13 protein-coding genes and 1 tRNA gene are annotated in these 12506 nt (G+C 64.1%); 12 read left to right on the top strand and 2 right to left on the bottom strand.

Features of this window, described 5'->3' with window-relative positions; all coding sequences use genetic code 11:
* Nucleotides 1-27 precede the first annotated feature (27 nt).
* A tRNA-Arg gene (locus tag HUV48_RS05825) sits at nucleotides 28-104 on the bottom strand.
* A gap of 111 nt (nucleotides 105-215) precedes the next feature.
* Between HUV48_RS05825 and HUV48_RS05820 the strand changes: the two genes are divergently transcribed.
* The 10 genes from HUV48_RS05820 to HUV48_RS05775 all read left to right on the top strand — a co-directional run bounded on the left by HUV48_RS05820 (nucleotide 216) and on the right by HUV48_RS05775 (nucleotide 9714).
* Nucleotides 216-581 (top strand): hypothetical protein, encoded by a 366-nt coding sequence (locus HUV48_RS05820; RefSeq protein ID WP_176266859.1) that lies wholly within the window; start codon nucleotides 216-218, stop codon nucleotides 579-581.
* A 79-nt stretch (nucleotides 582-660) separates the two neighbouring features.
* The gene (locus HUV48_RS05815; protein ID WP_176266858.1) at nucleotides 661-1200 is read left to right on the top strand and encodes an MmcB family DNA repair protein; all 540 of its coding nucleotides are present in this window, start codon (nucleotides 661-663) and stop codon (nucleotides 1198-1200) included.
* A gap of 63 nt (nucleotides 1201-1263) precedes the next feature.
* On the top strand, nucleotides 1264-1995 hold the full coding sequence (locus tag HUV48_RS05810) for a sterol desaturase family protein (protein WP_176266857.1): 732 nt from the start codon (nucleotides 1264-1266) through the stop codon (nucleotides 1993-1995).
* Entirely contained in the window at nucleotides 1992-2438 is a 447-nt protein-coding gene (locus HUV48_RS05805; protein WP_176266856.1) for a DUF2141 domain-containing protein, read from the top strand. The genes HUV48_RS05810 and HUV48_RS05805 overlap by 4 nt, the downstream gene beginning before the upstream one ends.
* Before the next feature lie 114 nt (nucleotides 2439-2552).
* The gene (locus HUV48_RS14650) at nucleotides 2553-4508 is read left to right on the top strand and encodes a PAS domain-containing protein (protein ID WP_176266855.1); all 1956 of its coding nucleotides are present in this window, start codon (nucleotides 2553-2555) and stop codon (nucleotides 4506-4508) included.
* Between the two features lie 51 nt (nucleotides 4509-4559).
* Complete coding sequence (locus HUV48_RS05795; protein WP_176266854.1) at nucleotides 4560-5675, top strand: phosphatase domain-containing protein; 1116 nt, start codon at nucleotides 4560-4562, stop codon at nucleotides 5673-5675.
* 17 nt (nucleotides 5676-5692) lie between these two features.
* A complete protein-coding gene (locus HUV48_RS05790; RefSeq protein WP_176266853.1) occupies nucleotides 5693-6622 on the top strand; it encodes an alpha/beta hydrolase in 930 nt (309 codons plus the stop codon).
* A 19-nt stretch (nucleotides 6623-6641) separates the two neighbouring features.
* Nucleotides 6642-8015 (top strand): M48 family metalloprotease, encoded by a 1374-nt coding sequence (locus tag HUV48_RS05785; protein ID WP_404799918.1) that lies wholly within the window; start codon nucleotides 6642-6644, stop codon nucleotides 8013-8015.
* A 24-nt stretch (nucleotides 8016-8039) separates the two neighbouring features.
* Nucleotides 8040-8732, top strand: a complete 693-nt coding sequence (locus tag HUV48_RS05780; RefSeq protein ID WP_176266852.1) for a DsbA family protein — start codon at nucleotides 8040-8042, stop codon at nucleotides 8730-8732.
* Nucleotides 8671-9714 carry a PDZ domain-containing protein gene (locus HUV48_RS05775; protein WP_176266851.1) on the top strand — a complete coding sequence of 348 codons (1044 nt, stop codon included), beginning with the start codon at nucleotides 8671-8673 and terminating at the stop codon, nucleotides 9712-9714. The genes HUV48_RS05780 and HUV48_RS05775 overlap by 62 nt, the downstream gene beginning before the upstream one ends.
* Here the strand turns inward: HUV48_RS05775 and HUV48_RS05770 are convergent.
* Complete coding sequence (locus HUV48_RS05770) at nucleotides 9711-10340, bottom strand: HD domain-containing protein (RefSeq protein WP_176266850.1); 630 nt, start codon at nucleotides 10338-10340, stop codon at nucleotides 9711-9713. The two genes, HUV48_RS05775 and HUV48_RS05770, sit on opposite strands and share 4 nt — an antisense overlap.
* A gap of 73 nt (nucleotides 10341-10413) precedes the next feature.
* On the opposite strand from HUV48_RS05770, the gene HUV48_RS05765 reads away from it, so the two are divergent.
* Nucleotides 10414-11637, top strand: a complete 1224-nt coding sequence (locus tag HUV48_RS05765; RefSeq protein ID WP_176266849.1) for a sensor histidine kinase — start codon at nucleotides 10414-10416, stop codon at nucleotides 11635-11637.
* A complete protein-coding gene (locus HUV48_RS05760) occupies nucleotides 11634-12431 on the top strand; it encodes a LytR/AlgR family response regulator transcription factor (RefSeq protein WP_176266848.1) in 798 nt (265 codons plus the stop codon). The genes HUV48_RS05765 and HUV48_RS05760 overlap by 4 nt, the downstream gene beginning before the upstream one ends.
* Nucleotides 12432-12506 lie beyond the last annotated feature (75 nt).

Here is a 12506-nt window from a genome sequence, read left to right as displayed (position 1 = left end):
TCGAGTTCACGGAAACGGCGGAAAAACTGGCGCACCCGACAGGATTCGAACCTGTGGCCTCTGCCTTCGGAGGGCAGCGCTCTATCCAGCTGAGCTACGGGTGCGTGGCCAGCGCCTCTAGCAAAGCCCCTCGTGCCGCGCCAGAACATATTGCGGGGTGGCTCGCGCGACACGGTTAGCGATTTGGAAAGGCCCGTGCGATAGTCAAAGTAGCGATGAGCACCGCCCTGCAGATACAGCCCGATACTTACGGCGTCCTAGGCCCGTCACTTGCGACCCTGCGCGGCCGCTGGGAAGCAGTCGAGGTGGCTGCCGATGCCCTCGCCGAATTGGCGCAGCTGGGCACCCATGACATCGAGATCGCACGCGAGAAGGAACCGGACTTCGGCGCTTTGCACGGGGCGCCGCATGCGGACCTTATTGCGCAGGCAGTCGCGGATCTGGCCGCGATGATGCAGCCGGGACTTAGGGCGCTGATCGCCATCGCTTCCGAGGGACGCCGCGCCGATGCCGCCGCGGCGACGCTATGGCACGAATATGCCGAAGCGCGTGCCGCCATCGCCGAACTCTGCAATCGCTGAGAGCAGGACGCACCTGCCCGCTAACGCAAAGCAGAAAGCCGGTTGACGAAGTTCGCCTTCTGTTCCAGTTTCCATACCCATGACCGACACTTCCGCTCTCGCGCGCCCTTCGCCGGAAGACGCCGCGCCTCCTCCCCGCGCCGCCAATGATACGCTGCCGTGCGATGCCCTCGGCGTCGCACGCGGTATCCGGCGGCTGTTCGCGCGCAACGATATCTGGTGCCTGCCCGAAATGCCGCTGCGCAATTCGCGGCGCGCCGACCTGATGGGGGTTGATGCAAAAGGCCGAGTCGTCATCGTTGAGATCAAGGTGCAGCGCGCCGACCTGCTCGGCGACGGCAAATGGTCCGATTATCTCGACCATTGCGACCGGTTTTATTGGGGACTTGCGCCGCATCTCGACCGTTCGGTACTGGAGAGCGATGCGTACATGCCCGATTGCTGCGGGGTAATCGTGGGCGATGCCTACGATGCGGAGATACTGCGGCCTGCGCCGTCGATCCCGCTTGCCGCAGCGCGGCGGAAGGTCGAGATCGAGCGCCTGTCACGCGCGGCGATGCGCCGTTTGACCATCGGCGCGGACGATGAATGCAGCCAGTGGGGTGTAGCCGAGAGGTGACACTGGCGGGCCGCTCACCAGAAGCCTGTCGCATAACGGCAAGGCTTTAGCTAAAAAGCGCCCATGTTCTGGGCCGTTGCCATCTCCGCCTTAGCGATGAGCGCGATCGTCGCGCTTCGTTACTGGGCAAGCAGCGGCTTTTTCGCCTGGGTCACGGAGCGACGGATGCCGGGGCGTTACGGTGCGCTCAAACCGCAGATCCGGCGGGAAATGGGCTGGTCGCTGGTCTCGGCGCTCGTCTACGGCGTTCCGGCCGGCATCGTCGCCTGGGGGTGGGAAGAACGCGGTTGGACGCGCATCTACGAAGACATTGGCGCATACCCACTTTGGTATTTGCCGGTCTCGCTCGTCATCTACCTGTTCCTACATGATACCTGGTTCTACTGGACGCACCGGGCCATGCACGACCCGCGGTTGTTCCGCCGGATGCATGCCGTCCATCATGCGAGTCGTCCGCCGACCGCCTGGGCGGCCATGAGCTTTCATCCGAGCGAGGCACTGACCGGCGCCATTGTCATCCCGGTGCTCGTCTTCCTCGTGCCGATCCACATCGCCGTGCTCGGCCTCGTCCTCGCCATCATGACGCTGATGGGCGTGACCAATCACATGGGCTGGGAGATGTTTCCCCGCCGCCTCGTTCATTCGCGGTTGGGCGGATGGCTGATAACCGCGAGCCATCACCAGCGGCACCATGAACACTATCTTTGCAATTACGGGTTATACTTCCGCTTCTGGGATCGACTATGCGGAACCGACAAGGGACTGTCGGACAAACTGACGGAGCAGACGGGATGAAGTGGAGATACGCGTTGGCGGCATTGCCCGCAGGTCTGGTGCTGGCGGCGAACGTGCCGGCACCGCGCACCGCGGGCGTCGAGGTGCGGATCGACGATCTGCGCTCCGGCAAGGGCGTGGTGCGCGCCTGCCTGACCGCCGACCCGGACAGCTTCCCCAAGTGCAATCTCGATCCCGCTGCGCGTAAGCTCGCCGTTCCGGCGGGCAGCGCCGACAGCATCACGTTCAAGGGCGTCCAGCCGGGCCGGTATGCTATCGCCGTCCTGCATGACGAGAACGGCAACGGGAAAGCCGACCGCGCCATCACGATGATCCCCAAGGAAGGCTTCGGCTTCTCGCGCGATGCGAAAGTCAGCTTCGGACCGCCGAAATTCGATGACGCGGCCTTCACATTGGGTGCCGACAAGCGCGAAATGGCCATCAGGATGCGCTACATCCTGTGACCGGCGGCAGGCGGCAAGCCGCCGAGTTCGCGCCGCTTTGCTTAAGAATATGTTTACCATGGTCGGCCAAAAGAAACCCCTGGATTGAATACCTAAGGGGGCATCAGGGCCAATATGGATACGCTGCGCGGCCGATTCGACACGTCAGACATCACCGGCGACCTGTCCGGTGATCTGAGCGAACGCCTGACCGACGATCTGCACGATTACGAAGCGTCCGACGAACAAGACGAACTCGACGCGCCCCCCTCGCCCGTAGGTCAGGACGAACGGCGGATGCAGGTGCGTGCCTACAACCATTGGGCCAGCCTTCTCGGCGATCAGAACTTTCCCGCGATCGAGGATCTCGACCCCGAAACGCTAGAGGATTTCGGGCCGTTCAGCGTGCTGCTTGATTTCACTTCGGGTATCGAAAATCCGGGCATCCAGTACCTAGGGCGGAAGCTGGCCGACGAATGCGGTGCCGATGTGGAGATCGAGCGGCTGGCCGACGTGCCGAGCCTCTCGCTGCTCAGCCGGATCACCGATCATTACATGCAGATCCTCGCCAACCAGGCACCGATCGGCTTCGAGGCAGAGTTCGTGAACCAGCGCGGATCGACCGTGATGTACCGCGGGATCCTGCTGCCCTATTCGAGCAACAACGAAACGATCGATTTCATTTACGGCGTGATCAACTGGAAAGAAGTGGCCGACAAGCAGACCGCAGACGAGTTGCTGCTCGAAATCGACCAGGCCCTAGGCACTGCAACAGACGACGACAGTCCTGATAGCAGCGACGACGATATCCTCGATCTCGGCGAAATCGGCATGGTCGAAGAGGGCGGCGAGGAACGGGTCCAATTGCCCGAACCCGCCTTCGGCGAAGAGCAAGAGACCGAAGCCGGGCTCTACGACGATACGAGCGAGTTCGACACGGGCGACCTGTCGGACGAAGGCGGCCTCGTAAACGCTGAAGCAGAGGAAAACGTCGTGTTCACCCAGCCGGTCTTCGACAGCGACGAAGTCAACGAAGACGGCGAAGAACTGATCGAAGACGACGATTACCTGCCCAGCCTGATGGGTATTTCCATCGGCAAGCACGGCGCACCGCGCGAAGACAAGAAGCCGTTCGATCCCTCCTCCTTCACGCTTGAGCCGCAGGAAGCGGCTCCTGCCGTACCGGTGGCCTACGAACCGGACGCGGATGCGCCGATCGACCTGTTCTCCGCTCGCTACGAAGCCGCCACGCCGGTGCCTTCAGAGCCTGAAGAATTGAGCAATTCAAAGGAAGAGGTCGCCTCCGATGGTCCGGCCGGACTGGAGCCGGTCGGCTTCGGCGAGGAGGCGGTTCACAATGATGCTGAAGCGGCCAACAATGATGTCGAGGAAGCCATCGACGACGCGGAAACCGACCTGACAGCCGCTTCCGAACCTGCCGCAGCCGAACCGGTCGACCTCGCCGCGTTCTCGCACGATGCGGAACCCGAAGGCCTCCACGAATGCCTCGCGCTGGCCCGTGAGATCGCCTACACGGCCCGCTCCAGCGAAGACCGCAGCCGCGGTGCGCTCTACGAAGCGGTCGGCCGCGCCTACGACGTCAGCCTCGAAGCGCAGGCTGCGCCCGAAGAATTTGCCGAACTGCTCGAAGACAACGGCATGAGCGTGCAGGGCCGCGCACCCATGACGCCGGTCGTGAAGCTCGTGTTCGGTGCCGATTACGACAAGACGCGGCTCACCGAGTACGCGACCGTCCTCAGCCATGCACACCGGGTGAAGGTCGAACGCGGCGCGCTGACCCAATTCCTCCGCAATGCCGAGGGCGGCCTGAAGGAAGTCGTGCGGACCGAGCGGCGCTTGCGGCGGGAGGAAAAGGGCGAGACGGTCGAAGTACGCACCGACCCGCGCCCGGCGCTTGCGAAGAAGCTTCGCGCGTTGCCCGAAACCTCGCTTGCCGATCTGCCGATCGACGGCCCGGAATTCGCGCTCGTCATGGTACGCCGGACGGAGGAAGGCGAACTCGTCGTCCTCGGCGAAGTACCGGCCGACGTGGGCCTCGTCGAACGCGCGGGCCGCAAGCTCATCGGCTGATTGCCGCCCCAAGCCTTTCCAATGCGCGCGGCGAAGGCTAGCGCGGGGCGCATGAGGTTTCTCCTAGGCGTTCCGGTCCGCGTCCAACCCTATTTCGGCTATCGCAACGCGATGCGCCTGCGCATTTCCGTCCGCGCGCTGCGTCAGAAAGAGCGTTCGTTCAAGGCCGGCGGGCGCATCCGGGCCATGCGCACGATGCTGTCGCAATTCGCCTCCCGTGAAGCCGCCGAACTGCCAGTTACTCTGGAAATCAAGCACGGCCCCCACGAAAGCCGTCACGAGGGTGTGACCGATAGCGAGGGCTTCATCCATTTCGACGTGAAGCTCGATCCTCAGTGCGATCTTCCCGAAACCCCGCAATGGGAATCGGTTGTGCTGCGCTGGCGCAACCGTGACGGCGAGCAGGAAGTCAAAGGGCAGGTGCTCGTACCGGGCCGATCGACGACGCTCGGCGTGATTTCCGATATCGACGACACGATCATCGAGACCGGCATCACCGGAAACATGCGCGCCGTCATCCGCAACTGGAAGCGCGTGCTCGCCCAGATGCCGGACGAACGGCTGCTCGTGCCCGGTGCGGATATCTTCTATCAGGCGATGGGCGGCGGCAAGGTTTCGCCCGCCGGCACCGTGCAGGCAGGCGAAATGCACGCAGCGACCTGCAACCCGTTCTTCTACATCTCGTCCTCTCCGTGGAACCTGTTCTCCTATCTCGTCGCGTTTCAGCGGGGGCGCGGCCTACCGCTCGGTCCGATCGCCCTGCGCGACTGGGGGCTGAACCGCGAGACTTTCGGATCGTCCAGCCACGGCGCGCACAAGCGCGCGGCGATGGAAACCATCCTCGGCACCTTTCCGGACATGCAGTTCGCGCTGATGGGCGACGATACGCAGGGCGACCTCATCGCGTTCGGCGAGATCGTGCAAAGCCACGCCAGCCAGATCAAGGCCGTGCTGATCCGGCAGGCCGGTGCGCCGCTGAGCGCGGAGGAGTTGGCAGCGAAAGACGCGATCCGCGCGGCGGGCGTACCCCTGTGGCTCGGCGATAATTTCGAAACGGGTCACGCATTCCTTGCCGAAATCGGGCTTCTCGGCGACGAGGAGGCGGAGAAACTCGTCGAGACCGTCGAAACCAAGGGCAAGAGCACCGAGGACGCGCCGACCGCATGAGCACGAGGAGAAAGAGCGTGATCTGGTTTGCGGTTCTTCTCGCAGCGCTTCTCGCCGCGGGCTTTTTCTGGCTGCAAAGCTCGGTCTCGCAGAACGGTCCCGCCGTGCTCGACCGGATCGATCGGCTGACCGGCGGAAATAGTAACATCGAGCGCGCCGCGCGGGTCAGCTACGGACCGCATCCGGCGCAGACCGTCGCAGTATACCGCGATCCGGCAGCGAGCGGGCCGCAGCCCGTCATCCTGTTCGTCCACGGCGGCGGGTGGCACGCGGGCAGCCCGGACGACTACGGTTTCGCCGCGCGAAACCTGGCGAAGGAAGGCTTCGTCGTCGTCCTGTCAGGCTACCGGCTGTATCCCGACGCGCGCTTCCCCGCGATGCTCGAAGATACTGCCGACGCGCTCCAATGGACCTCGGAGAACGTCACCCGATATGGCGGCGATGCGGACCGCATCTACCTCGCCGGACATTCCGCCGGGGCATACAACGCCGTGATGCTGGCGCTCGACCCGCAGTGGCTCGAAGCGCGCGGGTTGTCTCCCGACCGGATCGCGGGCGCCATCGGAATCGCGGGACCGTACGACTTCCTCCCTTTCGATACCGATTCGACCCGCAACAGCTTCGGCGAGGCCGATAACCCCGAAGCCACCCAGCCGATTGCCTTCGCGCGCGGAGACGCGCCGCCGCTACTGCTGATGACGGGGACCGAGGATACGGTCGTCGAGCCGCGCAATACGAAGGCGCTGGCCGAAGCGATGGAAGATGCGGGCGGCGCGGTGACGACGGCTTATTTCGAAGGCATGGACCACAACCGCATCATCATGGCGCTCGCCAGCCCGTTCTCGCGCGACCGGCGCGTATTGGACGCGTTTGGTCGCTTCGCAGACGAGACCGCCGCCGCGCGCACGCCAGAACCTTCAGTTCCGGTTCAGGACCCGAGGCCTTAGCAGGAAGGCTATGCTGCCCATGCCTACGCGCCTTTTCCGCCGTGCCGCGATGCACCTGTTCGCTTTCGCGGCGCTGCTGACGCTGAGCGCGCAGCCCGCGGCCGCGCAATCGATCCTGCGCGATGCGGAGACCGAGGCGTTCCTGCAGGATCTTGCTGCGCCGCTCGTCGAGGCTGCGGGTCTGGAGCCGGGCAACGTCGACATCGTCCTCATCAACGACCCGTCGATCAACGCCTTCGTCGCAGGCGGGCAGGCGATCTACATCCATAGCGGCCTCATCGACGCCGCCGACGATGCCAACGAAGTCGAAGGCGTTATCGCCCACGAACTCGGTCATATTACCGGAGGGCATATCAACCGCTACAGCGAGGGAATGCAGGCGGCCTCCAACATTTCGCTCCTGTCGCTTCTGCTCGGCGCCGCAGCGGCGGCAGCAGGCGGCGGCGGCGAGGCTTTCGCCGGGATCATGGCGGCAGGGCAGCGCGCTGCGCTGGGCAAGTTCCTCGCCTTCAGCCGCGTGCAGGAAGCAAGCGCCGATGCGGCGGGTGCACAGTATCTTTCCGACGCCGGCCTGTCGGGACGCGGCAGCCTCGAGTTCTTTGGCAAATTGCAGAACCAGGAATTTCGCCGCGGCATTCCGCGCAATGCCGACCGCGAGTTCGTGCAGACCCACCCGCTGTCGAGCGACCGTATCGCCCGGCTGCGCGAGGATTACACCGTCGATCCGGCGTGGGACAATCCGGTCGATCCGGAGAAGCAGAAGCGCTTCACGCGCATCAAGGCAAAGCTGGCGGGCTATCTCGATCCGCCCGAACGCACTTTTGCCGATTACCCGGAAACCGACCAGAGCATCGAAGCGCGTTACGCCCGCGCCTACGCCTACCACAAGGAAGCGCTGGTCGAACGCTCGCTGGCGGAAACCGAGCAGCTGATCGCAGCCGACCCCGACGATCCCTACTTCCTTGAGCTGAAGGGGCAGGTACTGCTTGAGTCGGGCCGGCCCATGGACGCGCTCGAACCGCTGCGCGAAGCGACCGAGATGACCGGCAACCATCCGCTCATCGGCTCGATCTTCGGCCACGCGCTCATCGCGACCGAGGACCGGGCGAACTTTGAAGAGGCCGAGCGCGTGCTGCGCGCTGCCGTCGCCCGCGATCGGATGAACCCGTTCGCCTGGTATCAGCTCGGCATCGTCTATGCCGCGCGCGGCGACGATTCGCGGGCGCTGCTCGCCACGGCGGAACAGCAGATCCTGCGGCGGGACTACTTCAACGCGCTGCGCAGTGCGCAATCGGCGGAACAGGGTCTGCCGACCGGTTCGCCGGACTGGATCAGGGCGCAGGACGTGGCGCTGCAGGCGCGCGCCGCACTCGAAGAAATACGGGACCAGTAAGGGTCTAAGCGAGGGGCATTTACGGTGCGGCAGTATCTCTTTACGGCAATCATTGCTCTCGTCGCGGGCTTCGGCGGGGCGGCGGCGTGGTCGTATAGCGGCCTCGGGAATGCGCAGACACGCGGCTATCTGGTCGAGAACCCGGACATCCTCCCCGAGATGGCCGAAGCCTACCAGCGCGGCCAGGAAGAACAGCGGCTGGCCTCGGTCGAGACGCAGGTGAAGCAGCCCTTCCCCGGCGCGGTGCTCGGCAATCCGAACGGCTCGCGCACGCTCGTCAAGTTCACCGACTACGCCTGCGGATACTGCCGGGCGAGTACTGCCGACATCGACCGGCTCGTCGAAACCGATCCCGATCTGCGGGTTGTGGTGCGCGAATATCCGATCTTCCCCGGTAGCGAGGGCCCGGCGCGCATGGCTTTGGCAGCCGCGCGGCAAGGCAAGTACGGTGCGTTCTATCATGCCATGTTCGAACAGCCCGATACGTCGGAACAGTCGGTCATGGCAGCGGCCAATGCTGCGGGCCTCGACATGGATGCTGCGCAGCAATTCGCCGCATCGGAAGAGGCGGGGCGCGAGCTGGCGACGAACGTCGCGATGGCCCAGCAACTGGGCTTCTCGGGCACACCGAGCTGGGTCGCGAATGGCAGGCTGCTTGAAGGCGCGGTCGGATACGAAGAGCTGCGCAGCGCCGTCGAAGCTCCGCGCGAAAGCTGACGTGCGCCTGCTGGCAGCCAGCTTGGCGCTTGCGTTCGCCTGGCCGATCGGGACGCCACTGCGAGCAGGCGAAACAGCGGAGGCGATGGCGCAGTGGCAGCAGCGCGAGGGGCGGCTGTTCGCGATCGGGTGGAAGCTCGGGGTGGGCAATGCGCCCTTCTGCAAGAACACCAAACCTGCTGCCGGATGGCTGCTGCACGATGCGGCGGCCTATAGCGATGCTGCCGGTGTGCGCCGCGCGCTGAGCCTCAAGGGCGACATCGCGGTGCAAGCCGTCGCACCCGGCTCTCCGGCCGAGAAGGCGGGAATGCGTGCAAACGACGCGCTTGTATCGGTGAACGAAGTGCTGGTGCGCGAACACTTTCCCGTCAGCGATCCGCGCTGGCAGCGGCTGCAGGACGTGCGCGAAGCGGTCGATACTGAGCTAGCGCTGGCGAGCCCTGTAATCACCGCGTGGACGACCTCGCAAGGCGAAGCGCGCGTTGCCGACATTCCGGGTACGCCGGCATGCGCGACCACCTTCGAACTGTCGGGCAGCGGCAAGGGCGCAGTCGCAGAAGGCAGCCGCGTCATCTTCGGTCAGGACTTTCCCGGTTTCGCATATCCCGATGCCGAGTTCGCCGCCGCGATCGCACACGAGCTTGCGCACAACGTCCTCGAACACCGCGCGTGGCTCGATGCGGCGGGGCGCAAGCAAAGCAACATCCGCGCGACCGAGAAAGAAGCCGACCGCCTCATGCCGTGGTTGGTCGCCAACGCGGGCTATCCGCCCGAAGCAGCGCGCGACTTCATGGCGAAGTGGGGCCCGCGCCATGCCGGCGGCCTGCTCCGCAAGCGCACGCATGACGGGTGGGACGAGCGGGTCGAGTTCATCGAGGCCGAGATCGCGCTGATCCGGCCGCTGATGGCGAAAACCGGCCGGGCGGACTGGTCACGGTATTTCGTCCGCGAGCCCGCTCCCGCCGTTTCTCCGCAATCCTAGGCCGCTTCGGGCTCCGCCGCCTTCACATACATGGAGTTGATCGGGCGGGCCATGACCCGGCGCAGCATCGGCTCGAAGAATTCGAGGCTCTCGCTCTCGTAATCGGGATCGAATGCGGCCTGGTCGTACTTCTCACAGAACTCGGCGCAGGCATCGAAATGCTCGTGCCCGCGGAAGCGCTCGCGAATGTCCTTGTCCATGCCGAGGAAGTGGAAATAGTAGTAGCCCTGGAACGCGCCGTGGTTCTGGCAAATCCAGTGTATCTCGTCCGAGACGAAGGGCTTGATGATCGAGGCTGCGACTTCAGGGTGGTTATAGGTCCCGAGCGTATCACCGATGTCGTGCAGCAGCGCCATGACGACGTATTGCTCGCCGCGCCCGTCGCGGTGCGCACGGGTCGCGGTCTGTAGCGAGTGTTCCAGCCGGCACACGGGAAAGCCGCCGAAATCGCCTTCTAGCAGCTTCAGGTGCGTCAGGATGCGGTCGGGCAGATCCTTGGCGAAAGCCATGTATTCCGCGCCGATCTTGGCCCAGTCTTCCTGCGTACCCTCTTTCATTTCGCGGAATTTGGCGCGCTCCATCGCGGCATGCGCGGTTTCCGCAGCGATATCTTTTTCGGCATCCATCTGTCGTTCTCCTTGCCCTTCCCATCGTAGCGGCTGGCGCGGACAAGCACAAATACGCTATGTCAGCGTTACGATGGCCGTGCTTCCCTTCGAACCCACCCCGTTTTTCGCGAATAAAGACCGGGCCTTCTGGAACCTGCAATTCGTCGGGTGGAGCGGCGCGTTGCTGCTGCGTTCGGCGACGGCACTCGCCGGCGGGCAGGAGCTAAGCTTCCTCATCGTCATCATCATCGAGATGATCACGGGCTTCTCCATCAGCCTGATCCTGTCGGTCGTCTATCGGCAGCTGCTGGGCCGGCGCCCGCTGATCACCTGGGGGCTGAGTTCGCTGGCGCTGCTGATCGCCGTCGGGGTGATGGCTTTCATCGATAGCTGGACGATCATCCTCTACCGGCAGGAAGCGGACGCCTCGTTCGGCTCTATCCTCATCGGCATCGCCTTCCTTGACGTGATGCTTTTGGGCGCGTGGTCGGCGCTCTACTACGCGATCAATTTCTACCTGCAGATCGAGATGCAGGCCGACCGGATGCTGCGGCTTGAGGCACAGGCGGCGAGCGCGCAGCTCGACATGCTGCGCTATCAGCTCAATCCGCATTTCCTGTTCAATACGCTGAATTCAATCAGCACGCTGGTGCTGCTCAAACAGACCGAGCCCGCCAATGCAATGCTGACGCGGCTGTCCTCTTTCCTACGCCATACGCTGATCACCCAGCCGAGCGGCAAGGTCACGCTCGCGCAGGAGATCGAGACCCTGAAGCTCTACCTCGACATCGAGCGGATGCGCTTCGAAGAGCGGCTGCGGACCTCGTTCCGCGTGCAGCACGAAGCGGCCGTCGCCTGTCTGCCCTCGTTGCTGCTCCAGCCGTTGGTCGAGAACGCGATCAAATACGCGGTCTCGCCGCAGGAAGAGGGCGCGAAGATCAGCCTCGTCGCGCAGCGCCTCGGTAGCCGCCTGCGTATCTCCGTATCCGATACCGGCCCCGGAATGCGCACAGAGGCGGAGTGGGCGCGGCACGAAAGAGGCCCTTCGGGCGGCAGTCGTCCCGTTTCCATGGGCGTTGGTCTCGCAAATATACGCAACCGCCTCGAACAGGCTTACGGCGACGACCATTCATTCGAGATTCGCAGCCCGGAGGACAGCGGATTCACAGTGATCATCGAAATACCGTATGAAGTGGACGAAAGCGAAGCCGCGCGCCTCGAAGGACGCATTGCGCAGCAACAAACGCCGAAACCCTCTCTCACCTCGACAGTTAACCCCGCATACGCCGGGCAACCAAGTGGAACCAGACCATGACGATCCGCACCCTCCTCGTCGATGACGAGAAGCTCGCCATCCAGGGCTTGCAGCTACGCTTAGAACCCTTCGACGACATCGAGATCATCGGAACCTGCGCCAATGGCCGCGAAGCCATTCGCGCCATCAAGACCGAGAAGCCCGATCTCGTGTTCCTCGACATCCAGATGCCGGGCTTCGATGGGTTCAGCGTCGTGCAGGGTGTGATGGAGATCGAGCCGCCGCTCTTCGTATTCGTCACGGCCTACGAGGAGCACGCGATCCGCGCCTTCGAAGCCAATGCGGTCAATTACCTGATGAAGCCGGTCGACGAGGACAAACTCGCCGACACGATCGAGCGCGTCCGCCACCGCCTGACCGAGCGGCGTAGCGCAGAAGAAGCGGCGAAACTCAAGAACGTGCTCGCCGATGTCGCCCCCGACGCCGCCGACCAGCTGGCCGAGCAATCGAGCGACCACGCCGACCGCTTCGAGAAGCTCATCAACGTAAAGGACCGCGGGCAGATCTTCCGCGTGGAAGTCGATTCGATCGAGCATATCGAGGCCGCGGGCGATTACATGTGCATCTATACCGGCGACAATTCGCTGATCCTGCGCGAGACGATGAAGGACCTGGAACGCCGCCTTGACCCGCGCACGTTCCAGCGCGTCCACCGCTCGACCATCGTCAATCTCGACCAGGTCCGGCAGGTGAAACCGCACACCAACGGAGAGTGCTTCCTCGTGCTCGATTCGGGAGCCGAGGTGAAGGTTTCGCGCAGCTACCGTGACGTCGTGGCGCGCTTCGTGCACTAGTTTGCTTCGCGAACCCGCATCCGCGGGTTCGTCCTCGCTAGACATGCAGCAAGCTGCACCCGCTGCGGGCGGGCG

The sequence above is a fragment of the Qipengyuania atrilutea genome, assembly GCF_013370205.1.
Lineage (GTDB): Bacteria > Pseudomonadota > Alphaproteobacteria > Sphingomonadales > Sphingomonadaceae > Actirhodobacter > Actirhodobacter atriluteus.
This window is presented reverse-complemented; position numbering and strand designations above follow the sequence as displayed.